The 23,912-nt window shown below is 54.9% G+C and carries 23 protein-coding genes; 14 read left to right on the top strand and 9 right to left on the bottom strand.

Features of this window, described 5'->3' with window-relative positions; all coding sequences use genetic code 11:
• Window positions 1-21: 21 nt before the first annotated feature.
• From PSR63_RS19545 to PSR63_RS19525, 5 genes are all read left to right on the top strand, one after another.
• Window positions 22-1,773, top strand: a complete 1,752-nt coding sequence (locus tag PSR63_RS19545; RefSeq protein ID WP_274327361.1) for an arylsulfatase — start codon at window positions 22-24, stop codon at window positions 1,771-1,773.
• Window positions 1,774-1,793: 20 nt separating this feature from the next.
• Entirely contained in the window at window positions 1,794-2,159 is a 366-nt protein-coding gene (locus PSR63_RS19540) for a hypothetical protein (protein ID WP_274327360.1), read from the top strand.
• A 56-nt stretch (window positions 2,160-2,215) separates the two neighbouring features.
• Window positions 2,216-3,886: an FAD-dependent oxidoreductase gene (locus PSR63_RS19535; protein ID WP_274327359.1), complete on the top strand. Its 1,671-nt coding sequence runs from the start codon at window positions 2,216-2,218 to the stop codon at window positions 3,884-3,886.
• A gap of 99 nt (window positions 3,887-3,985) precedes the next feature.
• Window positions 3,986-4,792, top strand: coding sequence for a transglutaminase-like domain-containing protein (locus PSR63_RS19530; RefSeq protein ID WP_274327358.1), 807 nt, complete (start codon window positions 3,986-3,988; stop codon window positions 4,790-4,792).
• 100 nt (window positions 4,793-4,892) lie between these two features.
• Entirely contained in the window at window positions 4,893-5,873 is a 981-nt protein-coding gene (locus tag PSR63_RS19525) for a sialate O-acetylesterase (protein ID WP_274327357.1), read from the top strand.
• Window positions 5,874-5,905: 32 nt separating this feature from the next.
• Here the strand turns inward: PSR63_RS19525 and PSR63_RS19520 are convergent, their stop codons facing one another.
• Window positions 5,906-6,727 carry an SHOCT domain-containing protein gene (locus PSR63_RS19520; RefSeq protein ID WP_274327356.1) on the bottom strand — a complete coding sequence of 274 codons (822 nt, stop codon included), beginning with the start codon at window positions 6,725-6,727 and terminating at the stop codon, window positions 5,906-5,908.
• Between the two features lie 158 nt (window positions 6,728-6,885).
• Between PSR63_RS19520 and PSR63_RS19515 the strand changes: the two genes are divergently transcribed.
• Window positions 6,886-7,515 carry a hypothetical protein gene (locus PSR63_RS19515; protein WP_274327355.1) on the top strand — a complete coding sequence of 210 codons (630 nt, stop codon included), beginning with the start codon at window positions 6,886-6,888 and terminating at the stop codon, window positions 7,513-7,515.
• Here PSR63_RS19515 and PSR63_RS19510 read toward each other — a convergent pair.
• Window positions 7,487-8,746, bottom strand: coding sequence for a HEAT repeat domain-containing protein (locus PSR63_RS19510; protein ID WP_274327354.1), 1,260 nt, complete (start codon window positions 8,744-8,746; stop codon window positions 7,487-7,489). The genes PSR63_RS19515 and PSR63_RS19510 overlap by 29 nt on opposite strands.
• 183 nt (window positions 8,747-8,929) lie before the next feature.
• Between PSR63_RS19510 and PSR63_RS28250 the strand changes: the two genes are divergently transcribed.
• The 5 genes from PSR63_RS28250 (at window position 8,930) to PSR63_RS19490 (ending at window position 12,939) form a co-directional block, all read left to right on the top strand.
• A complete protein-coding gene (locus PSR63_RS28250) occupies window positions 8,930-9,157 on the top strand; it encodes a FeoA family protein (RefSeq protein ID WP_105359195.1) in 228 nt (75 codons plus the stop codon).
• A gap of 5 nt (window positions 9,158-9,162) precedes the next feature.
• The gene (locus PSR63_RS19505) at window positions 9,163-9,387 is read left to right on the top strand and encodes a FeoA family protein (protein WP_274327353.1); all 225 of its coding nucleotides are present in this window, start codon (window positions 9,163-9,165) and stop codon (window positions 9,385-9,387) included.
• Between the two features lie 92 nt (window positions 9,388-9,479).
• Window positions 9,480-11,696, top strand: a complete 2,217-nt coding sequence (feoB, locus tag PSR63_RS19500) for a ferrous iron transport protein B (RefSeq protein ID WP_274327352.1) — start codon at window positions 9,480-9,482, stop codon at window positions 11,694-11,696.
• A gap of 52 nt (window positions 11,697-11,748) precedes the next feature.
• Entirely contained in the window at window positions 11,749-11,982 is a 234-nt protein-coding gene (locus tag PSR63_RS19495; RefSeq protein WP_274327351.1) for a FeoB-associated Cys-rich membrane protein, read from the top strand.
• A 45-nt stretch (window positions 11,983-12,027) separates the two neighbouring features.
• Complete coding sequence (locus PSR63_RS19490; RefSeq protein ID WP_274327350.1) at window positions 12,028-12,939, top strand: aminotransferase class IV; 912 nt, start codon at window positions 12,028-12,030, stop codon at window positions 12,937-12,939.
• A gap of 6 nt (window positions 12,940-12,945) precedes the next feature.
• On the opposite strand, the gene PSR63_RS19485 is transcribed toward PSR63_RS19490, so the two are convergent.
• The 3 genes from PSR63_RS19485 to PSR63_RS19475 form a co-directional block, all read right to left on the bottom strand.
• Window positions 12,946-14,175, bottom strand: coding sequence for a HEAT repeat domain-containing protein (locus tag PSR63_RS19485; RefSeq protein ID WP_274327349.1), 1,230 nt, complete (start codon window positions 14,173-14,175; stop codon window positions 12,946-12,948).
• A 139-nt stretch (window positions 14,176-14,314) separates the two neighbouring features.
• Entirely contained in the window at window positions 14,315-14,743 is a 429-nt protein-coding gene (locus tag PSR63_RS19480) for an acyl-CoA thioesterase (RefSeq protein WP_274327348.1), read from the bottom strand.
• Window positions 14,744-14,758: 15 nt separating this feature from the next.
• On the bottom strand, window positions 14,759-15,349 hold the full coding sequence (locus PSR63_RS19475; RefSeq protein WP_274327347.1) for an HAD family hydrolase: 591 nt from the start codon (window positions 15,347-15,349) through the stop codon (window positions 14,759-14,761).
• Window positions 15,350-15,528: 179 nt separating this feature from the next.
• Between PSR63_RS19475 and PSR63_RS19470 the strand changes: the two genes are divergently transcribed.
• Together PSR63_RS19470 and PSR63_RS19465 are read left to right on the top strand one after the other, a co-directional pair.
• Window positions 15,529-16,785 (top strand): outer membrane protein assembly factor BamB family protein, encoded by a 1,257-nt coding sequence (locus tag PSR63_RS19470; RefSeq protein WP_274327346.1) that lies wholly within the window; start codon window positions 15,529-15,531, stop codon window positions 16,783-16,785.
• 53 nt (window positions 16,786-16,838) lie between these two features.
• On the top strand, window positions 16,839-18,185 hold the full coding sequence (locus tag PSR63_RS19465; RefSeq protein WP_274327345.1) for a Trx7/PDZ domain-containing (seleno)protein: 1,347 nt from the start codon (window positions 16,839-16,841) through the stop codon (window positions 18,183-18,185).
• Window positions 18,186-18,268: 83 nt separating this feature from the next.
• Here PSR63_RS19465 and PSR63_RS19460 read toward each other — a convergent pair whose 3' ends face one another.
• From PSR63_RS19460 to PSR63_RS19445, 4 genes are all read right to left on the bottom strand, one after another.
• Window positions 18,269-19,462, bottom strand: coding sequence for a hypothetical protein (locus PSR63_RS19460; RefSeq protein ID WP_274327344.1), 1,194 nt, complete (start codon window positions 19,460-19,462; stop codon window positions 18,269-18,271).
• A gap of 376 nt (window positions 19,463-19,838) precedes the next feature.
• Window positions 19,839-20,489: a 3-keto-disaccharide hydrolase gene (locus PSR63_RS19455; protein WP_274327343.1), complete on the bottom strand. Its 651-nt coding sequence runs from the start codon at window positions 20,487-20,489 to the stop codon at window positions 19,839-19,841.
• 230 nt (window positions 20,490-20,719) lie between these two features.
• The gene (locus PSR63_RS19450; RefSeq protein WP_274327342.1) at window positions 20,720-21,802 is read right to left on the bottom strand and encodes a PA0069 family radical SAM protein; all 1,083 of its coding nucleotides are present in this window, start codon (window positions 21,800-21,802) and stop codon (window positions 20,720-20,722) included.
• Between the two features lie 78 nt (window positions 21,803-21,880).
• Window positions 21,881-22,768 carry an SMP-30/gluconolactonase/LRE family protein gene (locus PSR63_RS19445; protein ID WP_274327341.1) on the bottom strand — a complete coding sequence of 296 codons (888 nt, stop codon included), beginning with the start codon at window positions 22,766-22,768 and terminating at the stop codon, window positions 21,881-21,883.
• A 151-nt stretch (window positions 22,769-22,919) separates the two neighbouring features.
• Here PSR63_RS19445 and PSR63_RS19440 point away from each other — a divergent pair, with 151 nt between their 5' ends.
• The gene (locus tag PSR63_RS19440) at window positions 22,920-23,906 is read left to right on the top strand and encodes a 3'(2'),5'-bisphosphate nucleotidase (RefSeq protein ID WP_274327340.1); all 987 of its coding nucleotides are present in this window, start codon (window positions 22,920-22,922) and stop codon (window positions 23,904-23,906) included.
• Window positions 23,907-23,912: the final 6 nt, after the last annotated feature.

The raw sequence follows: 23,912 nt of genomic DNA, 5'->3' as shown, positions 1-23,912 counted from the left end.
TCCTCGACTGAAGGTTTCATCATGCCACGTCTTTTTCCCCTGTTCCTGCTCGCTTTTGGTCTGTTTTTGCCTTCGGCTGTTCATGCTGCCGATCCGTCCAAACCGAACGTCGTGGTAATCCTCACCGACGATCAAGGCTGGGGCGATTTGAGCGTGCACGGCAACAAAAACCTTGCTACGCCGAACATTGATCAATTGGCAAAACAGGGAGCGTTGTTCGAGAACTTCTACGTCTGCCACCTTTGTGCACCCACGCGTGCCGAAATGCTTACCGGCCGGTTCTATGCACGAACTGGTGTTCGCGGTGTTTCGACCGGACAGGAACGTTTGAACATCGACGAAAAGACGATCGCTCAGTACTTCAAAGAAGCAGGCTACACGACCGGAGCATTCGGTAAGTGGCACAACGGTATGCAGTTCCCTTATCACCCCAATGCTCGTGGATTCGATGAGTACTACGGTTTCTGTTCGGGGCACTGGGGGCACTACTTCAGCCCGGAACTCGATCACAACAACCAACTGGTCCGCGGCGATGGCTACGTCACCGACGACTTCACCAACCGAGCCATGAAGTTCATCGAGGACAACCAAGACAACCCCTTCTTCTGCTATATCCCGTACTGCACGCCGCACTCGCCAATGCAGGTGCCGGACAAGTATTACGACAAGTTCGCCAAGATGGATCCGAAGATGAAGAACCGAGATCCTGAAAAGGAAGCTCTCGGCATGACGCGGGCCGCACTGGCCATGTGCGAAAACATCGACTGGAACGTTGGTCGCATCCTTAAGAAGCTGGATCAACACAACCTGGCCAATAACACGATCGTTATTTATTTTGCCGACAACGGCCCCAACAGTTTTCGCTGGAATGGTGACATGAAAGGACGCAAAGGCTCGCTCGATGAAGGAGGTACCCGCGTGCCGTGCATCGTTCGCTGGCCCGGTCATATTCCGGCCGATCGAAAGATCGAGCCCATCGCAGGTGCCGTCGACCTGCTGCCCACCCTACTCGACTTTGCCGGAATCGAATCTGAGTTCCCCAAACCAATCGATGGTGTAAGCCTCAAGCCGCTGCTCACCGAAGACGCTGTCGAGTGGGAAGATCGCCATCTCATCGCGTCGAAAAACAACCAGGTCAGTGTTCGCAATCAGACCTATCGCCTCGACAACAATGGTCAGCTGTTCGACATCACGAAGGACCGTGGCCAGCACAAGAACGTGGCGAAGCAGCATCCTGATGTCGTCGCCAAATTGAAGAAAGTCGCCGATAAGTATCGCTCGGAGATGCTTCCCACGCAGGACGACCGTCCATTCACCGTCGGTTACTCCCCCAATACGCCCCTTCCGGCTCGCGATGGCAACGGTCATGGCGGTATCGAACGAAGTGCCAGGGCTCCGAACTGTTCCTACTTCACCAACTGGAAAACGGCCGACGGCACCGTGACCTGGGATGTCGAAGTTGGCGAACCGGGCGAATACGAGGCGGTCGTTTATTACACCTGCCCACAGGAAAACGTCGGCGTCGAGATCCAAGCCGAACTGCTCGGACAGAAGACCTCGGCCACGATCAAGCGGGCACATGATCCTGAAAGTTACGGCCCCGAACGCGATCGCTACGATCGCGGATCGGAGTCACCCGTGAAAGACTTTAAACCACTTTCGCTTGGTACCCTGAAGCTTCCCAAGGGACGCGATACGTTGACCCTTTCGGCATTGAAGATCCCTGGCGAAGGTGCCATTGAAGTTCGCTACGTGTGGTTGAATAAGAAGTAACAGACGCGAGGCATCGCCATATGCTTCAAGAGGAACCGAACCCCTATGCTCCGCCGCAAGCTCCGGCGGAGCTTGCCAGTTCGCTGGCCGTGTCACGTGTGCTGGCTTGGTGCACACTTTTGCTTCCTTTCGCGGTGTTGCCGATCATGATGATGATTCCCACATGGCTACCATCGGGGCCGTGGTGGGGCCTCATCGGTTTTGTCCTCTTTCTTCCCTTCGTCGCGATGGGTTTATCCGCATCCATCGGACTCGCATGTGCTAAGATCTTTCAGCTCTTTCCTGAACGCTACCGTTTTTTGCTCTTGGGATTTTACGTAGTGACACTCATCTACGAATACGCCACACTATTTGACATGATCTATCCCAACTTCAGTTGGAAGTAACCTCTCTCTTGTTCTCCATTGTCTCCCGTACGTTTCCCTGCCTGGACCTTCCCCAAATGATACCACGAAATATCTTCGCTCCGCTTCTGCTTGCTCTTTTGGCCAGTCAGTCATCTGCTTACGCCCAGTCGTACGACCTGGTGGTCTATGGCGGAACGAGCGCTGGTGTAGCTGCCGCGGTGCAGGCCAAGCAGATGGGCAAGTCGGTTGTGATTGTCAGTCCAGACAAACACCTAGGTGGGTTATCGAGCAGCGGCTTGGGCCGAACTGATAGCGGACGCCAGAATGCGATCGGGGGCATCTCGAAGGAGTTCTACCACCGGGTCTATCAGCACTATTCCAAGCCCGATTCCTGGCCCCACCAAACGCCGGAAGCCTACCTGTCCCAGCGAGAAGCCCATGGTGCTTCGGACGCGAAGAATAAAACATGGTGGGTTTTCGAACCGCATGTCGCTGAGAATGTCTTCGAGCAGTTCATCGATGAGAACCAGATCGAAGTCCTCCGCGACGAGTGGCTCGATCGCGAGAAAGGCGTTCGCATGGAAGGGCAGCGCATCGTTTCGATCACGACGCTTTCTGGCAAAACGCTCGCAGGCAAAATGTTCATCGACGCGACTTACGAAGGAGACTTGATGGCGGCTGCCGGGGTCACGTTCATGGTCGGCCGGGAAAGTAACGCGAAGTATGGCGAGGTTGGCAATGGAGTCGAGGTCGCCAAGAACGTAAAGAACCATCGCTTTCGTGTTGCGGTCGATCCCTACGTGAAGCCAGGCGTCCCCAGCAGCGGCCTGATATGGGGCATTCATGACCAAGGCCCTGGCGAAGAAGGTGCTGGCGACCAACGCGTTCAGGCCTATTGCTACCGCATGTGCATGTCCCGCGTGCCGGAAAACAGCGTTCCTTTCCCTAAGCCGGAAGGCTACGACGAAAGCGTCTACGAACTCTTGTTCCGCAACTACGAGGCAGGCGACCCACGTGTACCACTGCACCCTGCCCCGGCTCCTAACGGCAAGACCGACACAAACAACAACGGGGCCTTCTCGACCGACAACATCGGCATGAACTACGATTACCCCGAAGCCAGTTATGCAGAGCGCCGGCAAATCCTCAAACAACACCTCACCTACCAGCAGGGTCTAATGTGGACCTTGGCCAATCACCCCCGCGTACCGCAGCAAGTGCGTGACGAGATGGCCCAGTGGGGTTTGGCGAAGGACGAGTTCGTCGACAACGAACACTGGCCGTACCAGATCTACGTACGCGAAGCACGACGGATGGTCTCTGATTATGTGCAAACCGAACACGATTGTCGGCGGCTGCGAATCTGTGAAGACAGCGTTGGCTTGGGGTCGTACAACATGGACTCCCACAACGTGCAGCGTTTTGTCACACAAGAAGGGACCGTGCAGAACGAGGGGGACGTGCAAGTCGCCACCGGCGGCAGCTACGCGATCAGCTATCGCTCGATCATACCCAAGCAGGGAGAAGCCACGAACCTTCTTGTCCCCTGCTGCCTGTCTAGTTCTCACATTGCCTTCGGCAGCATTCGCATGGAGCCAGTCTTCATGATCCTAGGCCAAAGTTCAGCGACCGCCGCGGCCCTGGCCATCGATCAGCAAGTCACATTGCAAGGCCTTCCCTACCCGCTTCTCAAAGCACAACTCGAGAAAGACGGGCAGCAACTCGTTCCCGCAGGGAAGCCTAAAACCATCACGGCTGGCGAGTGATGCAGAACGGCTCTTTCGTTTTTGAAATTGTCGAGAAATGAGTGAGAACGTCTGGTACGATCGTACTAGGCGAACTTCGACAAGCGAGAATGGAAACCTATGCATATTCGCGTTGGATACGAAATTTCCTTTGAATCGCTGCAACCTGCTCCCATGCTGTTGATGCTTTATCTGCATCCCACGCGAGAGCAGACAACTCTCCAGCCGGATCAGTTGCAAACGACTCCACCCTTACCGATTTCCGAGTACTATGACATGTACGGAAATCGTTGTGGGCGAATCGTTGCTCCGATCGGTCAGATCACTTTTCGCAATACGGCCCTTGTCCAAGACAGTGGGCTTCCCGACCTGCAGGCACCCTATGCACAACAGGCAGAAGTCCAGGACCTTCCCTACGAGACACTCACCTATTTGTTGGCCAGTCGTTATTGCGAGGTCGATAGCGAGCTGAAGGATATCGCTTGGGAACTGTTCGGCACTACGCCACCAGGCTGGGCTCGCGTGCAAGCCATCTGCGACTTTGTGCATGGGCACGTCAAGTTCGACTACATGCAGGCGCGAGCTACCCGCACGGCGATGGGCGTGTATCGCGAACGTGTCGGCGTCTGCCGCGACTTCATGCACCTGGCCATAACCTTTTGCCGAAACTGCAATATCCCGGCTCGCTACTGTACCGGGTATCTTGGTGACATTGGTGTCCCCCCCTCGGCCGATCCGATGGACTTCAGCGCCTGGTTCGAGGCATACCTGGGCGGGCAATGGTACGCTTTCGATGCACGAAACAACACACCAAGGATTGGTCGTGTTCTCATGGCACGCGGCCGTGATGCCGCCGACGTCGCCCTGACGACAACCTTCGGTGTGAACGAATTAAAGGACTTTAAAGTCTGGGCACACGAAGCCTAGACCCCGAGTCCGATCCATTAAACAGTTTGCAGTCGAAGGATTCTCCAGAGACAATAAATCTACTTCACTCCTGCGATCTCATCACACCTCGGAGCTCCCCATGCGTGTCTTTTCGTCCATTACCGTGCCAGCACTGGCCACCCTTGCTTTGATCCTCTCGGCTTCCGTATCCCAGGCGGCGCCGGTGAAAGTGTTTGTCCTTTGCGGTCAGTCCAACATGGAAGGGAAAGGAGCGATCAAGCACCTGGAACAGTTACTCGCAGATCCCGCAACGGCGAAAGCATATCAGCACCTGCGGGACGACAATGGCTGGATTGAACGCAACGACGTATTCATCAAATACAACGACGACCGCGGGCAAGGCAAGCTCGGCCTCGGCTACGGCACGCCAACCAATCGCTTCGGTCCGGAACTCGAGTTCGGCCATGTCGTCGGCAATGCGTTCGACGAGAAGGTCCTGATCATCAAGTGTGCCTGGGGCGGACGTGCCCTGGCGGTTCGTTTTCGCCCACCTAGCTCCGGCAAGGGAGACTACACGCAGCGCAATCGCCAAACGAAAGAGATTGAACCGCTGCCAGAGGAAACGTACGGCGAGGCGTATCGCGATACCATTCGCATCGTCAAGGAAACACTGGCCAACATCGAGCAAGTGGTGCCTGGCTATAACCCCAAAGACGGCTACGAACTTTCAGGCTTTGTCTTCTTCCAAGGCTTCAACGACATCATCGACCAGAAGAAGATGGGCGAGTACGGCCAGAACCTGGAAAACCTCGTTCGTGACGTTCGCAAAGATCTTGATGCCCCCAAGCTCCCCTTCGTTATCGGCGAACTGGGCCAGCAAGGGGTCGAGCCCGAGAAGCGATACGCGGAGAAACACTTCGCATTCCGCAAGCTGCAGGAAGACGTTTCCAAGGTGCCGGAATTCAAAGGCAACGTCGCCTTCGTGAAAACGAGCCCTTACATCGTGAAGGACGGCGAGTCGTTCGACGGAGGCTATCACTACTACGGGCGTGCCGACACGTTCTTCAATATCGGACACGCGTTTGGTGAAGCGATGGTGGACTTAACGAAGCAGAATTGATCGACACTTGGCATTAAGGGCAACGATTGCCATTACAGCCGTCCCAGCAGTTCTGACTTCTTCGAGTTGAACTCTTCATCGCTAAGAAATCCCTTGTCGCGAAGCTCGCCAAGCTTCGCAATCGCGTCGAAGACATTCGCTTCATTGGCCGAAGGGGCCGCTGGGGCTGGAGTCGGCTGTGCAGGAGGTGCTGTCGACGACTGCGGCTGGGCTTGAATGGTTTGACCATTGCGCGAAACAACCGGCAGCGTTGCCAAACTGACAGTACCGAATTGGCTGGAAAAGATGATCGAACTACCCATTCCCTGCTGCTGCGAGAAACCGCCGATCTGATGATTCTGGGTATCGTAAACCCACACGTCGCCGCCAGTCTTTACCGCCAAGCGAGAAATATTGGGAAAGTAAGCATATTGCACGTTGTTTTGTGATCCGGTTGAACTGGGAGAACCAAGATCTTGAGGCCACCAATTCTGATCGGGATCTGGCACGAACAGACTCGATTGTCCCATTTGGCCGCCGGTAGCTTGATTTTGCTGGCCACCGCCACTTTGGCTTTGTGACTGAAAACTGCCGGTCCGCAGCAACCCGGGTTGGTTGGCCAGAATGTTGGAGATTTCCTGACACAGTCCCCCTACCGAGTTCTTCAGTCCGTAGTTGAACATGTCCCCCAACATCATCATCCCGCCCTGCATCCACTGCCCGGAGCCGCCAAATTCAGGGTGATTGAACTGCGCCATTCCGCCATTGCCATTGAGTACGGCAAACATCATGTGGGTCACAGCATCCGTACTGAAACCATATCGCTGAGCCAAATCATTGACGATTCGGTTACCTTCTGGCGTAAGCTGTTGCATCGAATCGCCCTCCTAGGGACCGGGGTAGGAATGGAAATACCGGTATTTTACCAGAGAAACGCGAAGAACATAACCATTGCCGGTTAAGAGAACTTGATGGTACACAAAAGATGAAGTGGTATCATTAACCAACTCTTCATCTCATCCCGGATAGACCGATGCCGCGTCACTCCCTATCGATTGGCTTTGATATCTTGCTGCCCATCGTTTTTGGCACGTTGTTCATCTTACACGTGATGTTCATGATGGCCGTGTCGAGCGTTTGGTTTGCCTTACTGTACATGCGATCGAATTCGCGGCGAGACAAGAACCTTTCGCCGATGCCGCTGCTGGGAACCCTGGTCGCGATTGGCCTATTCACCACTATTGTGCTGGCAGCCCACTGGTATCAACCGGCCAAGCGGGAACGGCAATTAATGGAGCGGCGTGTAAGCTTGCCGGCAGATGACGTCACACTTGCCGATCTATCCTTTTATTTCTCCCGTTGGAATGACGAGCATCCGGTACTTTCCTCCTTCACGTTTTCGGATGCGGACAAAGATAAGGTCATCCACTTACCTTCGAAGAATCCAACGGTACGTCAAACTTTGGATGCCATCCAGCGTGATGCGGGCATTGAAGGACAGTTTCGCCACTGCGGCAACGGCTTCAGCATTCTCTACGGCCCCGATTGCTGTTTCGGCCTGAACGTTCACGCTCGGGGGATTCAAGGAGAGCCCTTCGATGTAAGCGAGTATGCCTATCAGAAACTTGCCGAACTCAACGCCCGTCAGCATTCAGTCCCTTAAGCTGGGCTTCGGATTGCGTTAGCTCTTGCTGCATCTGGGCGACTTCTTCTTTCACGGTTTGCCACCTGGCGTGGGCGGCTTGGGACATTTCTGGGGTGACGATTTCGTCACCTTGCAGCAGCAAGAGACGCTTGTATTCCTCATGCCGTACGGTTTCCACGTGCTGGGCGACTTCTAACTGTACTTTGGCATTGACAACTTTGGCCAAGAGCGTTTGTTGCTGTTGCTCCCATTTCATGCGGTGCTGAGCGTACCACTCGAGTGCCGCCTCCGCTTCGACGACCGGGTCAAACTCTTTGATGCCGGCCACACGCTGCCAATCCTGGTCGCAGGCATCCTCGAATGCCGACAGAATCCGATACATGTTTTGCATCGGCAGCTTGCCATCCAGCGTATCGCGAATCAATCCGGCCAGTACTTGCCGGCATGGCTCGTTTTCGTATCGTTCTAGCGCCGACAGAATCAACAGCGGCGGGCTTCCATGAGCATAGCGACGGTATGCCTTGTCCAAAAGTGGAACGGCCTCAGGCGGACGCGCATAGTACAGACCACATGCCGCGGCTGTCGCGATCTCGACATTCGCATCCTGCAGATGCTTCACGAGTGTCGGCACACTCTTTTCGCCACCATGCATCAGGGCAATCAGGCCGATGACTCGACTTTCAAAATTGGATTCGTTCTCCAAAATCGAGATCAACAAGTCAGCGCGGAATGGTTCGCCTGCTCGGTATAGGGCAAAGATACACGCATACCGCACGGCGGTCGGCTGCGATGAATCTTCGGCCAGCTCCGACAACTCCTTGGCCATTTTATTCTTTCGCAGTTCGCCTAAGAGCAGCACCGTCTCGTACGGAAATCGCTGGGGCGGTTTGGCATCCCCCAGACCACACAGGCTGAGTACCTGGGATGTCATCTCAGGCCGAAGTCCCTGCGTATCGAAGGGAGCCTCCACATTGGGGCGGAGCACATCGTAGAAGAGGATGTGATAGTGATAGTAGGCAGTGTCCTTCCCACCTCCGGAACCAGAAAGCTCGCCGCTCTTGCGAATTTGATCGAGCTTCTCAAGAAGTTTTTCTGGCAGCACGGGCCTCTGCTGCAACTGGGCCGCCTGCTGTTCGGCTCGTCGTCGATCGTCTTCTTCTCGACTGGTATATCGGAACGGCTGTTGTGCCGGCAATTCAATCGCCATCAGCCCTAGGAAAACCAGGGCAATCGTCGCACGTACATTCATACTGCTTTCGCTCCGAGATCATTCTTCCTAATCGAAAACTTTCGCCATAAGTCGAGACGAATAAGTGATCCTTCTGGTTTTCTTTTCCTCCATCCGAATCACGCGATAACCAGCACCTTGCCATAGAGGCCTGCCTCAGTTAAGATTCTCTAATGAGAATTACTCTCAATTAGCAGGCAATAGATGTTTCCCGATATTCCCCTAAACATGGTTCAGCCCGGGTCCGTAGTACGGATCTCCCAAGTCGTTGGCGGGCAAGACGATGTGAAGCGTATGGCCGAGATGGGCCTTCAGACGGGAACGGAAGTCGAGATGCTGCAGAGTGGCAGTCCTTGCATCGTACGAGTAGGGCAGTCAAAGCTCTGTTTTCGACAATCGGACGTCTTGAACATTCTAGTCAGCACGGACTAAGCACTATGTCAAAATTGTCGCAGCTTGCGGTGGGCCAGAAAGCCGTCATCGCCTCGATCGATGCCACCAATGTGGCAGCCGTGCGACTGATGGAAATGGGAATGACCCCTGGCTGCAGTGTTAAGATGATCGGATCGGCCCCGTTCGGCGATCCCTTGGAGGTGGAGATTCGCGGCTATCACCTGAGCCTGCGAAAGACAGAAGCCGACCTGGTGGAACTCGTGAGTTAACTTCGTAGCACATACCGTCCTCGCCGCTCTGCCTGTTGCTAATTGCGACGTATCTCAGATTCCACAAGCAGCCAACCCCTATAGCCCGCCGAATGTCTGTCGACGCACCTGCTCGAACATTAAACGTCGCTCTGGTCGGAAACCCCAACACCGGCAAATCGACCCTCTTCAACGCCCTGTCCGGGATCCGTCAAAAAACAGGCAACTACCCCGGCGTGACCGTTGAAAAAAAGCATGGCTCGTTCACGCACAAGGGTCAAAAGGTTGAACTGATCGACCTGCCGGGCACCTACAGCCTAGCGCCGCGTTCTCCCGACGAAATGGTGACGGTCGATGTCCTGCTGGGTCGGCAAGCAAACGAAGCCAAGCCGAATGCCGTACTGGTGATCGTCGATGCCAGTAATCTTGAGCGTAACTTGTACATCGTCAGTCAGGTCAAGGAACTGGGCCTGCCGACCGTTGTTGCATTGAACATGGGCGACATCGCCAAGGACAAAGGGATCTCGGTCGATGTCGACAAGCTTGCCGAGCGGTTGGACGTGCCTGTCGTCGCTACCCAGGCCAACCGTAAGGGAGGCCTCGATCAGCTGCGTGACACAATTGTTTCACTGCTGGACCGAGATAGCATTTCACCCGAAAGCCCTTTCCCAGCCGAGTTCTGCGATAAGGTCAGCCAGCTTCACGAAAAGCTACAGAAGCACGATGCGGAGTCGACTCGCTACCTGGCCGAACGCCTATTGCTGGATACAAGTGGTTATCTCGAAAAAGAACTGACCAGCGGTGGTCAGGAACTGCACAACTGGATTGTTGAGTCTCGCAATCAACTCGCAGAGCTCGGCCAGCCGGTTCCGGCCATTGAAGCCATCTCACGCTACAAGTGGGTGCAAAGCGTCCTCGACGGAATCATCACTCGAGAAGCAGCCCGCAAGGTGACGCTCTCGGATCGCATCGACCGTATCCTGACCAATCGAGTTGGCGGCACAATCTTCTTCATCCTCATTATGACCCTCATGTTCCAGGCCGTGTTCAGCGACCTGGTCGCCGGCAACCTGATGGGGTACATCGAAGGGTTCTTCGAACTCATCGCTGGCTTGGTCGATGCCAGCCTGGCCGATGGGGCCCTGAAGTCCCTACTGATCGACGGCGTGATCGCTGGCGTCGGTGGCGTGCTGGTATTCCTACCGCAGATTTGCATCCTGTTTTTCTTCATCGCGATCCTGGAAGACTGCGGCTACCTAGCCCGGGCGGCGTACTTAATGGATCGCTTATTCAGCAAGATCGGACTGAGCGGCAAGTCGTTCATTCCGCTACTGTCCAGCTTTGCCTGTGCCATTCCCGGAATCATGGCGGCGCGCGTGATCGAGAACCGTCGCGATCGCCTGATCACGATTCTGGTGGCTCCGCTGATGAGTTGTAGCGCTCGCATGCCAGTCTATGTGCTGCTGACGGCGGCCTTCATTCCCGATGAGACGATCGGCGGATTCCTTTCGCTGCATACGCTGGTCATGCTCAGCATGTATCTGCTGGGGATCCTGGCGGCCGTCGGTGTGGCCTTCGTGCTTCGCCGGACGATCCTGCCGGGCGAAACGCCCCCATTTGTGATGGAGCTTCCCAGCTACAAATTCCCGTCGATCTCCGGCGTGCTGATGGTGATGGTGGAAAAGGGCTGGGCGTTTGTCAAACGTGCCGGAACGTTGATCTTTGCGATGACCATCATCGTGTGGGCCCTTTCTTACTTCCCCCGAAACGAAGAAGCTGCGACCGCTCCGTTTGCCAACGAGATTGCTCAGCTCGAATCGCAGTTGGAAGGTGCCAACGAGGAAGAGGCCGCCCAAATCGAAGAGCGTCTAGTCGAAATCAATAACCAGATCGATGGCGAACTGCTTCGCGGTAGCTTCCTGGGCATGGCTGGGCACTGGATCGAGCCGGTCGTCAAGCCGTTAGGCTGGGACTGGAAGATCGGCAGTGCGGCGATCGCTTCGTTCCCGGCACGCGAGGTGATCATCAGCACGATGGGCGTTCTCTACAACCTCGGTGGCGAAGAAGACGAAGAGTCCGCACCGCTTCGCGAAACCATTAAGGAAGCCAAGTGGGCCGGAACCGATGAGAACGTATTTAACATTCCGGTGGCCTTGTCGATCATGGTCTTCTTTGCCCTGTGTGCCCAATGCGCAGCGACACTGGCAGTGATCAAACGAGAAACCAACAGTTGGAGATGGCCTATCTTCACCTTCGTGTACATGACCGTACTTGCCTACCTGGGTGCCCTGATCACTTACCAGGTATCGGCCGCGATCATGCTAAGTTAGTTGCATTTGACTTTCCTATGCAATTCGCAACGATTGGACCAAGGAGCTTTCCATGTGGCAGAATCTAATCGTGTTGGTCATTGTTGCCTCGGCCGCGAGTTACATCGGCTGGACCATCATTCGCGGCATTCAAGGCGCTGCGGGCTCGTGTGGTGGCGGTTGCGGTTCCGGATGCGGTGCCAAGTCTCAAGCAGGCGACCTCGTTCAACTGACTTCATCGCCACAAGAAGACGACGCGGCAGCTTCCCCCGACCAATCATCTGCGGTAAGCTCGACTCGTTCATAACAAAGATTGAACGTATCGCATTTCCTGCTTTGAAAGGACACGCCCGTGGCTCAGCCGATCGCTTATTGGGAAGGAACTTGGATTCCACGCAGTGAGCTGACCATTCCCTTGAACGACGCTGGGTTTCAACTGGGAACGACCATCGCCGAGCAGTGTCGAACCTTTAATGGCAAGGTCTTTCGCCTGGATCAGCATCTCGATCGGCTTTGGAAAAGCCTGGAGATAGTCGATGTCCAGTCGCCCGAGTCACGCGAGTCGCTGATCGACGTGATTCACCAGATCATCGAGCACAACTATCCCTTGCTCCCGGCCGGTGCGGATCTGGGGGTCACGATCTTCATCACGCCGGGATCGATGGATCAGCTCTACCGGCCTCATAAGACGGGCCGACTGGCTGTCCATACCCAGATGGTCGCGTTCGATACGTTCGCTAGTCTTTACGAAGCTGGGCAAGCGTTGATTGTTCCGAAAACGCGTCAAACGCCGGTTGATTGCTGGCCACGGGAATTAAAGGTTCGCTCGCGGGTGCACTATTACCTGGCCGACCTGGAAGCCAAGCGAGATGATCCTGCCGCCAGGGCCGTTCTGCTCGACCACGAAGGTTACGTGATGGAAGCCACCACGGCCAACATTGCCAAGTATCATCCCGATACGGGCCTCGAGCTTCCTCCGGCAGACCTGGTCCTGCCAGGCATTAGCATCGCAACGCTCGAGAAGCTGGCCGACGAGTTAGCCATTCCGGTAAGGCATCGGCAACTCACGCCGGAAGATTTCGCGACGGCGGACGAAGTCTTGCTAACCAGCACATCGCCGTGCATCGTGCCGTGCAATCAGTGGAACGGAAAGCCCATTAGCGTGGGCAAGCCTGGCCCGATCTTCAAGCGATTGATTGCGGCCTGGGAAGAAATGGTTGGTGTCGATATCCGCAAACAGGCCGAGCGATTCGCCCAGAAGTAATCGCGATTAATCTCGGCGAAGGTCGACGTTCAGCGGAATCTTTTTGTTGGCGTACCAGGTCTTCCAGGCGGCTTCGTCGAACTGATAGTCGACTTCCTCTTCGAGGACCTGACGCAAGGCGACACGCACTCCCTGGTTCTGAATATCTTGCTCGATGATCTCCGGCTTCTTCTGACCGAAAGACATCCCGCCACCACCAGTGCTATCGAACGCCGCGTTGGTCCGACCAGGCTGCGTGCCGCGGGTCACTTGAAACTTATGCGTCGTCACCAGCGCGTCCATCAAGGGCAGGATGCTCGCTGGGTGCTTTAGTCGTCCCAGGACGATTGCGGCACGATTCACGACCGTATTGTCGGAACTTTTCAGTTGCCCGATGAGATAGCTCACGGCTACCTGGTTGTTTCGCTGCTCGAGCCCAATGGTCGCTCGATCGCGGATCGAATCGTTCGGATCGTTCGCGGCCAGCTTTACCAGGGCCATCGTCGTTTGGGGAGTCTTGATGTTGGACAAGGTATCGACCAACAGTTCTCGTACGGCGGGATGGTTTTCATCTTCCAGCAACTCGATCACCGCCAGGCCGGCGTTGGGATCGGTGACCTTTCGTAGTTCCCCGGCAGCTTCCTGGGCCTTGTCCCCGCCACGTTTGAGCCACGAACGCCAGATGCGAACCTGCTTCCGCCATTCGACTTGCTGATCCTCGATACTGCGATCGTTCTCCATCATCTTGATGTCTTGTGGAAATCGCCATCGTCCGCCGTCACGTACGTAGCCTTGCTTCCGCATCCAATCGTCGCGAATGATCCACTTGTTTTGAAATCGTTCGTAGCCGAGGGCCTTACGTGCTTCCACGTTATCATGCTCGCGTTTCAGGATCTCGTTGTAGTGGTAGTCGCGTTTCTCAGGCAGGTTGTTTTGATCGCACCACTTGGCCATCTGAAACTGGCCTTCGATGGTGTCTGGCATACGAGGTAGAAACTGTTCGTACTGCTTAAGCTGAGCCGAGAAGGCAACCACTTCGCGAACCGCCGTTCGCCCCAGGACAAGCGTGCCGCTATCGGTCTGAACCTGGAACGTCGAGCGTGGCGATTCGTCCGGATTCAGCAAGGTTCCTTCGATCGTTCCCCCACTAGCCAGATGAAAGATCTCGGCCTGAGCAACCGCGCAGCTGCCCAGCACGATCATCGCAGTGATGACGAGGGAAGCGCATAGCGATTTGAGGTGACTCTGGCTCGGCACCGGCAAATTCCAGCGGGAAAGGGGTAGAGAGAACCTATCCCTAAGTATACGAACCAGTTAGTTTCGATTCCAAGATTTGGCGGCAGAAATCAGGAAATGCGGGTTGTAGGCATCATGCAGGAGCCCAGAGCGAGAAAACCTACGACGTTTGAGCCATTGGATCTGACTTGAAGGCCTCGATCACCTCTTGGGGAACACGAGCCGGCATTCGCTTTTCCAGGTCGACAAATGCCCAGTTGGTCTGGGCAATGGCGAGAATCTTGTCGTCGCTCTTGCGGAGAATCTCGTACTTGCGAACGCAGGAAGCGCGACGAAATGAATCGACCCAGGTAACCACCTCAAGCTGGTCGTTCTCGAACGCGGGGAACCGATATTCGATCTGATGGGCCCGGACGACCCAACTGCAACCTAACTTGCCATACTCGTCATGCCCCCATCCTTTTTCCAAGGAATGAGCCACCGCGGCATCTTGCATCCACTTCAAGTAAACGAGGTTGTTAACGTGCCCTTGGACGTCGATGTCACCGGTAACAACTTCGATTCTATGATGATAGATATTGGTAAGCATGGAATGTAACAGCAACTAAGCCCCGGCCGTGATCCGCCGCGGGGTGTGAAATTCTCGGACATCGATCACGTGCATTCCGGCCGCCTGACCGGCTTCGATTCCGAGTTGAGCATCTTCATAAACGCAGCACTTTTCGGGAGCAACCCCCAGCCGCGTGGCCGCTTCCAGAAAGACGTCCGGAAAGGGCTTATGACGCGTGGTATCTTCCGAGCATACAAAAGCCTGAAAGTATTCTGCAATTTCCAATTGATTCAGGATCAGTTCCATCACCCAGCGCATCGCACCGGTGGCCACCGCCATCGGCACTTTGCCGTGGTTGAGTCGAACGACTTCCAGGACTGGCTCAATCGCCTCAACTTCGGAAATCAAGTCGACGAAGGCATTCTCTTTTTCGTGGGCACATTCAGCCGCATTAATCGTTTTGCCCTGCTCTTCGGCCAGGATATTGAAAATGCGTTCGGTGGGAACACCCCCCAGCGAGTAGAAGCGATCTTCCGAAAACTCGAGCCCATGCTTCTGCGTGATCTGACGCCACGACAAGTAATGGGCTGGCATCGTGTCGGCCAGAGTGCCGTCCAAGTCAAAAATATAGCCTTCAAATTCCACAGGAATGCCTCTTAATGGTGCGCAATTGCTTCTTCTCTGTTCCCGCTATTGTAGATGCTATGTCCTTTGAATGAAGGGCATTTGAGTTGACTCGGCTAGAGTCTGCGGACGATAATGTGGCTTCCCGCCGCCTAGCGCAATGATCCTCCCCGCTCCAACCTCGTTAAGGGTATTGCTGAATGCGTCTGCCGATTTACCTTTCTTTCTGCCTGACACTGCTTTCGTTGAACACTCTGTCGGCTGACAACAACTGGCCTGAGTTTCGTGGCTCGGATGGGAACGGAGCTAACTTTTCGGCGGATGTTCCCACCGATCTGAGTGACCCCAAAAATATTGCCTGGAAAGCCGAGCCTCACGGGAAGGGCTGGTCGTCCCCCGTCGTTTGGGGAGATCAACTGTGGATCACAACCGCCACCGAAGATGGCAAGAAGCAGTACGCATTGTGCTACGACCGCAACACAGGTGAGAAGAAGTTCGATCTGCTGCTATTCGAGAACGACGAAGTCGACGAAGCCCATATGACCAACAGCTACGCGTCGTGCACGCCGGCAATCGAAGAAGGACGCATCTACGTGCACTTCGGCCGCTACGGCACGACGTGTCTTGATACGAAGACCGGCGAAAAGATTTGGGAGCGACGTGACTTGCCTTGCGATCATCATCGCGGACCAGCGTCGTCTCCGATTATTGACGACAAGAATCTGTACGTCGCCTTCGATGGATTCGACGTACAGTATGTAGTTGCCCTCGACAAACAGACCGGCAAAACCGTTTGGAAAACTGACCGTAACATCAAGTACAACACCGACAACGGCGACTGGATGAAAGCTTACGGTACCGGTCTGTTGATTACTCACAACGGACGACGACAGTTAATCTATCCCAGCGCGTTTGCGACCCAGTCATTCGATCCGGAAACCGGGGACATTCTGTGGAGCGTGCAGCATGGCGGAATGAATGCGGCCATTCGTCCGATCTATCGCAATGGACTGGTCTACGTATTCCCTGGCCATGGCAAGAACTTGTTGGTAGTGGTCGATCCATCTGGTAGCGGCGACGTTACGGCCAGCCACGTGAAGTGGACGGCCGGCAAAGGGGTTCCGCTGCGTCCCGGTCCAGTGTTCATCAAAGACAAGATTTACATGCTGGATGACGACGGCGTTGTTTCCTGCCGAGACTCCCAAACCGGCGATGTCGATTGGATCAAACGAATTGGCGGCAACTACCGTGCCTCGCTCGTATGTGCTGGCGACAACTTATACGCGCTGACCGATGACGGGCACACGACCGTGTTCAAAGCTTCGCCGGAAGAATACATCGAGATCAGCCAGGCAGACTTCCCATCGGGATTTCAGGCATCTGGCGTCCCGTTGAATGACTCGCTCTACTTAAGAAGTGTCAAAGGGCTTTACTGCTTCCGTAAGCCCCAGCCATAGCTTCAACTTTTCAACTCCATCGTGCCACTCGTCTTGTCCATGGGAGACCTTCGATGAATCTCTTCTCACGTTCCGCGTGCGCGCTGGTAATCTGCCTTGCCTGTAGCTTGCCACTCTCAGCGGAAGACGGAAAGCAGACCCGCGAACAAAAGGTTTTGGGGGACCGAGCGAAGGTCCTTTCCGACGGATACTGGATTTACAACGGTTTTGAAGAAGGGATCAAACAGGCCAAGGAAACCGGCAAACCAATGCTGGTCGTCTTGCGTTGCATTCCCTGCGAAGAGTGCGTCAAGCTTGACGAAGAGATCATGGAAAAGGATCCCGTCCTACGACCGCTACTCGACCAATACGTTCGCGTACGGATCGTTGGTACTAATGGGCTCGACCTCGATTTATTTCAGTACGACTACGATCAATCGTTTGCCGTCTTTCTGATGAACGCCGACAAGACAATCTATGGCCGTTTCGGCACGCGTTCGCATCGTACCGACTGGACTAGCGACGTATCGATTGAAGGCCTGACCAAGGCGCTCGACGCGGGACTGAAGCTGCACGCGAACTACCCAAGGAACAAGTCGTACTTCGCCGGCAAACATGGTGACAAACCGCTGTTCGCTTCGCCTGAGAAATTCCCTTCGCTGAAAGACAAGTACACCGACACACTGAACTATGAAGGAGATGTGGTCAAAAGCTGTATTCATTGCCACCAGATTGGCGACGCCCAGAAGGCAGTCTTTCGCGACCGCGGGAAAGCGATCCCCGATGAATACCTCTTCCCATATCCCCACCCCAAAGCGATTGGGATGATCATCGATCCGAGCGAGATGAATACGCTGAAAGAGGTCGCCAAAGGCTCGATCGCCGACAAGGCTGGGCTGCAGGCAGGCGATCGCGTCTTTGCTTTAAACGGACAAGTCATTCTTTCGATCGCTGATATCCAGTGGGTGCTGCATCATGCGAAAGACCAGGACACGGTCCAGGCCGACATTGTCCGCAACAATAAGCACGTCCTGATGCCAATCGAACTTCCTTCAGGCTGGCGGCAAAAAGACGACCTTTCGTGGCGTGTGGGTTCATGGCCCATGCGTGCCATGGTGCTCGGAGGCATGGGCCTGGAAGAAGCGACGCCTGAGCAGCGTGAACGTGCCGGGGTCACCGATCCCAACAAAATGGCTCTGCGTGTTCGCTTCGTCGGTCGCTACAACAAACATGCATTGGCCAAAAACACAGGCTTCCGGGTCGACGATATCGTGGTTGCCTTCGATGGACAGGATGACCTGATGCGAGAGACCGACGTGTTGGCGTACGGCGCGCAGAACTGCATGCCTGGCGAGAAGGTGAAGATTGATTTCGTCCGAGGCAACAAGCAGATGACGCTTACCCTGGGAATGCAGAAGTAACTGCCAGCACATAAAAACAAGCCCCGCAAAGATTACTCTTCGCGGGGCCTTCTCATGCAGCTATTGTTTCAGTCGACTATCGACTAGTTACCAGCGCCAATCGCGGCACCGATACCTGCGCCAATCTGGGCGCCTTCTTGACCACCGATGGCTCCACCAATTCCAGCACCGATACCGGCACCACGGCGGACGTCAGGGTCAGCGAATCGACGATCGTAGGTTCGACGACCACCGTCGAAGTAATATCGACCGTCGTTGTCGTAGTAGTACTGACGTCCATTGTCGTAGTAGAACCGCATACCGTCGTTATCGCGGTAGTAGTAACCATCGCTGTAGGTCGAACCACGGTAACCGGTCGTACGGCGTGGCTGGTAGTTATCGTACCAAGCACCACCATGACCATAGCCTGGTCCGTGATAATGGACCCATCCACCGTTACGGTAGACCATCCAACTGTTGGCAGGAGTCCAGTACCACCAGACACCATTCTGGTTCTTAAAACGCCAGCGAGCGGTTCGATCGTTGTCACGACGATCGCGATCGAAGTCGCCGCGATTTCGGTCACGCATACGCGTATCAGCATCGAGACGACCATCGACCCGACTTTCAGCGTTTAGCCTCGCATCGGCATCAAGACGCGAGTTGGCATCCAAGCGTGCATCAGCGTCTAGCTGAGTTTCCGCATCCACACGATTGTCGATGTCGGTATCGATATTCGCATCGATGTCAGCTTCGACTGGTGGCATAGGGATGTCGTCATTCAGACTCGGAGCTTTCCCGTCAACCGACGAATCGATTTGGGCCTCGGCAGTACCTTCAATCGATTCCGTTAGTTCTTTACTCGGAGCTTCAGGAGTCGAAGGAGGGGTCATTTCAGCTTTGGTGTCCACATCTACGTCGGTATCAGTCTTCACGTCAGCTTTAACGTCCGTCTTCGGAGCATCCACATTGGCTTTGACATCAGCCTGAGCTTCGGTAGAAGCATCAACGCTGGCCTTTGGATCCTCAGCTGGAGTAGCTAGATCAGCTTCCGTATTCGCTTTGACATCAACGTCCGCTTTAGGTGGATCCGTGATTTCAGGAGCGTCGACCTTGGGAGCGTTAGCCGTGTCTTGCACGTCCGCTTGAGCATCGCCGGATGCTTCGACAGCACCACTTGCGGTATCGCCAGCTGCACCCACGGCGCCTCCAACGTCCTGGGCGTTCAGCGAGCCAGCGAAGGCAAGCCCCGTCGCTGTGACCAGGCCAAGAATCCAATTTCTGGACGAAATCTTCATTTCAAATTCCTTTCTCGTGAGAAGGGGTAGTTTTCTATTCGTGAACGCATTGGTATTCACACCTTTGCGAACGCATAGGGGATGCGTCATCCGTTTCCGAATGACGATCTTTCACGAATTGATTTGGAATTTGTTAATGGCAAGAGGCATGCCAATTCACTTGGCCACTTGAGAAAAACCTTGATTAACGGGGGCTTTTGGCTCATATGCCCGCAATTTCCTGGCATATTCCGCATTTCCATGAAAACGCGATGGCTGTTCATTTTGCTTGCCGTTGGTCGTGCGGCAATCATGGTGGCATTTCCTCATTCAACGAAAAAAGGCCGTACCCAAGGGAACGGCCTTTTTATGATTTGCCTACAAACTTACGGTGAAACTAGTCGTCAAGTTTCTTCAGCTTGATGTTCTTCCAAGCCACGGTGTATGGTCCTTGGTCCTTACCAATGCCGTGCACTTGCAGACCGATGAAACCCTTCGAGTGCGTCTTGTAGATTTCTTCATCGGTCAGGTCTTCGATTGGTTCGCCGTTGATCCAAGTTTGAATACGTGGGCCCTTGGCAACGATGCGATAGTGATTCCACTCACCGTTCTTGAAGTGCGGGTGCGCCTTGAGGCGTTCTTTAGGCGTCAACCAACCACGACCGGTTGCTTCGCCATAGACATAGCCCGCTTCGGCCGGACCAGATTCGATTTCGACCTGCGGTCCATTCACGCGACCTTCGTTCGTATTGCCCTTGGTCTGAGAGCGAATCTGCACACCGGAGTTCAAGCGATCGTGAACCTTCACGTCGAACTCGAGTTCAAAGTTGCCGTATTCTTCGTCGGTGCAAAGGAACGAGTTAGGGCTGCCGGTCTTGGTCGTACCGAGAACCGTACCGTCCTTCACTTCGTAGGTTGCGGTGCCGTTTTTCTGCGTCCAACCAGTGAGGTCTTTGCCGTTAAACAGTTCGGTCCAACCTTCTTCGGCCTGAACGGTTGCCGTGAAACAGAACAGCAACAGACCGAGCATGAGCCACGATTTTCGCATGGGTAGGAAACTCCTAAGTTGAGTGAATGGATGGGGTTTGGAGAGGGATGGTTATTATCCTTGGCCCACCATCGCGCTTCAACCGAGCGTCACCCAAATGCACAGAAAAAGCCCCTTTTCAGGGTCGAAACCCCAAAATTAGGTTCATGATTATCCAGGCTTACGTCCTACAGCAGGCTTATCCGCTGCCACGGGGCGCCACGGCATCTCAGCCAGTTCCCAAAGTCCGCTCAAAACATCCGCATTTGGGACTTTCCCTTTTCGCCAGGGCCGCGAAACTGAGACGTATCTAACGCGATCCTGCGTCTTTCCAGACCGAAGTGACGCTGAAAGAGAGTGAATGCTTTCATGATCGTCGTCGCGATCACGCCTTCACCCCGCATTCGCGAACCCCACCGCGCATCGGTCAGTTGTCCACCGCGACAAGATTCAATCCGGGAACGAACCCTCTCGGCGTGCTCCGGCAAATGCTCCTCGAGCCAGTCCATGAAAATCTCTTTCACTCCGTGCGGCAATCGCAAGAGAGTATAGCCGGCGCTCACGGCACCTCTCCTCGAGGACTCTTCGAGAATTGCCGGGATCTCGGTGTCGTTCAATCCTGGCACAACGGGGGCGACCATCACATTCACGGGGATACCTTCTGTGGTGAGTTGCTCCATCGCCGAGAACCGTGCCGCGGGGCTCGACGTGCGTGGCTCCATCAGCCGTGTCAGCTTTTGATCGAGCGATGTGATACTCAGATTCACGCAAACCAAATTATGTCGGGCCATCTCGGCAAGCAGGTCAATATCGCGCAGGACCAAAGCGTTCTTGGTAATGATGCCAATCGGTTGCCGTGCTTCGAGCGCTACTTCCAGACAACCACGCGTGACTTCAAACTCGCGTTCCGCCGGCTGGTAGCAATCGGTCACGCCTGACATGGCGATCACTTCGCATTTCCAGATTGGCTTGCGGAGGAAATTACGGAACAGATGCGGGGCATCCTTCTTGACCATGATCTTGGTCTCGAAATCGAGCCCGCTGCTAAAGCCGAGAAACTCGTGATAGGGCCGGGCATAGCAGTAACTGCATCCATGCGCACAGCCGCGGTATGGGTTTAGGCTGTACGTGAAGGGAATGTCGGGACTGTCATTCTTCGTAATGAGAGACTGAGTCAAATCCGCAAAATACTGGGTCGGTACCTTCCGAGCGGTGAACTCCTCGGAATCGGATGGATCAAGATGCTCAAGATCGCGCGCAACACTCAGCCGCTCGAATCGATTGGTAGGATTCTCGCTGGTCCCACGTCCCACAGCTTTTCGGGCAGATTCCATTGCCAGGTACCATCAGCTTCAAAGATTGATAACGGCACCCGAGAGTATACATACGTATACAGATCTTGCCAAATCAATTTAACCAGCAAATGGGAATGTCGCCGCTCCGCTCACCCCCGGCTCGCAAAGGAAGAGACCGCCGGCCTTCGGAAACTGCTTGAGCTGGTCGTCGTTGAGACCTTTGCGAGGCGTTGTGATATAGAGCTGATCGAGGTTTTCGCCCGCGAAGCAGCAGGAAGTGACGTTCGGGCAGGGAAGCTCGATTTTCCCGATCAGCTGCCCGGTCTGTGGATTCCAACGGCAAACCGAGGCGCCTCCCCACATTCCAGTCCACAGCAGACCTTCGCTGTCGATCGTCATTCCGTCAGGCTTGCCGATTCCCAGCGACTCGGGAATATCGACTACGGTGCGGCGGTTGGAAATCTCGCCGGTCTCGATTTCGTAGTCGAATGCGTCAATCTTTCGCGTAGCCGTATCGATGTAATAGAACACCTTGTGATCAGGCGACCAGCACAGGCCGTTGCTGTTTACGACTCCGGGGACAACTGTTTCGTAGTTAAACTGGCTGTCGAAGCGGTAGCAGTTAGCGTCGCCAGGTGTACGCGTATCAGAAATCGTGCCGGCGAACAGTCTTCCCTTGGGATCACATTTACCATCGTTAAAGCGGTTGGTATCCGAATTCGTGTCTGGATTGGCGACTTGGGTAATCTGCCCCGACTCAGGATCCAGACGCACGATGCCATCTCGCGTGCCGACGATGATATCCCCCTTCGAGGACGCAATCGCGAAACTGCACTCTTTCTCGACCGTCCAGGTCTCATTTTCTCCGCTCACTGGATCAAAGCGATTCACCAGGCTGTTTTCGATATCAACCCACAGCAGCTTCCCGGTCGCGGCATCCCAGGAAGGTCCTTCTCCGAGCGTAGCCTGAATATCGAGAACGCACTGAGCTTCGTATGTCTGCATCGGGTTATCCGCCGGTCAGCTGTGGGGTGTTGTGAAACGTCGGTAAGACTTTTTAAAATATGGAGTTGCTTGGTAAACAAGTAGAACCGCCGATCGTAGGCTGACCAGCCAAGATCTGCAAGGACGTCCTTTAGCCCCTGAATTGCAGCCCATGGCCGATAGCCAATACACCGAGGAACTTCACGTCGCCGTTCATGCCGTCGTTGAAGCCAGTAAGATCTGCCGCCACATCCAGTCGACTGAAGACTTTGCGGAGTTGTCCAAAAACGACCGCAGCCCGGTCACGGTCGCTGACTTTGGTAGTCAGGCCGTCGTCTGCAAAGCGATTTCGGAAGCATTCCCCGACGACCCGATGATCGCCGAAGAAGACTCGGCGGCACTACGTCTCCCTGATCAGGTTTCGGTGCTTAATCGAGTGGTGAAGGAAGTTGCCAAGGTCGTCCCCGACGCAACCGAGCAGCAAGTACTCGGATGGATCGATCAGGGTATCTCTCGCGATCCAGCTCCACGAACCTGGACCCTGGACCCGATTGACGGAACCAAGGGCTTCCTGCGTAACGAACAGTATGCGATTGCCTTGGCCTTGCTGATCGACGGGCAAGTGAAGGTCGCGGCCTTGGCCTGTCCGAACCTCGGCACGATTGAAAGTGACGAAATTGGCTACCTCTTTACGGCCGTTCGCGGCGAAGGTGCCTATGTTTCGCCACTCTCCGATCCCACCGACCGCACTCGCATTTCCACGTCGGGCTGCATCATCGGCCGCGACGCACGCTTCTGCGAATCGGTTGAATCAGGTCACAGTGATCACAGTTGGGCGCTGGACATCGCCAGTGAACTAGGAATCACGCGTGAACCGGTTCGTCTCGATAGCCAAGCTAAGTATGCCGTAGTTGGACGAGGCGAGGCAGAAATCTACCTTCGTCTCCCGACAAAGCCTGGCTACGTCGAGAAAATTTGGGATCACGCGGCAGGCTCACTTGTCATCGAAGAAGCAGGCGGAACGGTGACCGATATCCACGGCCATCCGCTCGACTTCTCGCGCGGCGCACTGCTCTCGGAAAACCAGGGCATCATCGCAACCAACGGTGCGCTTCACCTGGCAGTGACTGATGCCGTGAAGAAAGCAAATTCTGAGTAGCAACTG

This window comes from Bremerella sp. P1 (genome assembly GCF_028748185.1).
Taxonomy (GTDB): Bacteria; Planctomycetota; Planctomycetia; order Pirellulales; family Pirellulaceae; genus Bremerella.
Note: the sequence above shows the minus strand (reverse complement) of the source record. Positions and strands in the feature narration are given on the sequence as shown.

Coding starts and splice junctions, on each gene's coding strand:
- PSR63_RS19545 (WP_274327361.1), top strand. CDS start 22: ATGCCACGTCTTTTTCCCCTGTTCCTGCTCGCTTTTGGTCTGTTTTTG.
- PSR63_RS19540 (WP_274327360.1), top strand. CDS start 1,794: ATGCTTCAAGAGGAACCGAACCCCTATGCTCCGCCGCAAGCTCCGGCG.
- PSR63_RS19535 (WP_274327359.1), top strand. CDS start 2,216: ATGATACCACGAAATATCTTCGCTCCGCTTCTGCTTGCTCTTTTGGCC.
- PSR63_RS19530 (WP_274327358.1), top strand. CDS start 3,986: ATGCATATTCGCGTTGGATACGAAATTTCCTTTGAATCGCTGCAACCT.
- PSR63_RS19525 (WP_274327357.1), top strand. CDS start 4,893: ATGCGTGTCTTTTCGTCCATTACCGTGCCAGCACTGGCCACCCTTGCT.
- PSR63_RS19520 (WP_274327356.1), bottom strand. CDS start 6,727: ATGCAACAGCTTACGCCAGAAGGTAACCGAATCGTCAATGATTTGGCT.
- PSR63_RS19515 (WP_274327355.1), top strand. CDS start 6,886: ATGCCGCGTCACTCCCTATCGATTGGCTTTGATATCTTGCTGCCCATC.
- PSR63_RS19510 (WP_274327354.1), bottom strand. CDS start 8,746: ATGAATGTACGTGCGACGATTGCCCTGGTTTTCCTAGGGCTGATGGCG.
- PSR63_RS28250 (WP_105359195.1), top strand. CDS start 8,930: ATGTTTCCCGATATTCCCCTAAACATGGTTCAGCCCGGGTCCGTAGTA.
- PSR63_RS19505 (WP_274327353.1), top strand. CDS start 9,163: ATGTCAAAATTGTCGCAGCTTGCGGTGGGCCAGAAAGCCGTCATCGCC.
- feoB (WP_274327352.1), top strand. CDS start 9,480: ATGTCTGTCGACGCACCTGCTCGAACATTAAACGTCGCTCTGGTCGGA.
- PSR63_RS19495 (WP_274327351.1), top strand. CDS start 11,749: ATGTGGCAGAATCTAATCGTGTTGGTCATTGTTGCCTCGGCCGCGAGT.
- PSR63_RS19480 (WP_274327348.1), bottom strand. CDS start 14,743: ATGCTTACCAATATCTATCATCATAGAATCGAAGTTGTTACCGGTGAC.
- PSR63_RS19470 (WP_274327346.1), top strand. CDS start 15,529: ATGCGTCTGCCGATTTACCTTTCTTTCTGCCTGACACTGCTTTCGTTG.
- PSR63_RS19465 (WP_274327345.1), top strand. CDS start 16,839: ATGAATCTCTTCTCACGTTCCGCGTGCGCGCTGGTAATCTGCCTTGCC.
- PSR63_RS19460 (WP_274327344.1), bottom strand. CDS start 19,462: ATGAAGATTTCGTCCAGAAATTGGATTCTTGGCCTGGTCACAGCGACG.
- PSR63_RS19455 (WP_274327343.1), bottom strand. CDS start 20,489: ATGCGAAAATCGTGGCTCATGCTCGGTCTGTTGCTGTTCTGTTTCACG.
- PSR63_RS19450 (WP_274327342.1), bottom strand. CDS start 21,802: ATGGAATCTGCCCGAAAAGCTGTGGGACGTGGGACCAGCGAGAATCCT.
- PSR63_RS19445 (WP_274327341.1), bottom strand. CDS start 22,768: ATGCAGACATACGAAGCTCAGTGCGTTCTCGATATTCAGGCTACGCTC.
- PSR63_RS19440 (WP_274327340.1), top strand. CDS start 22,920: ATGGCCGATAGCCAATACACCGAGGAACTTCACGTCGCCGTTCATGCC.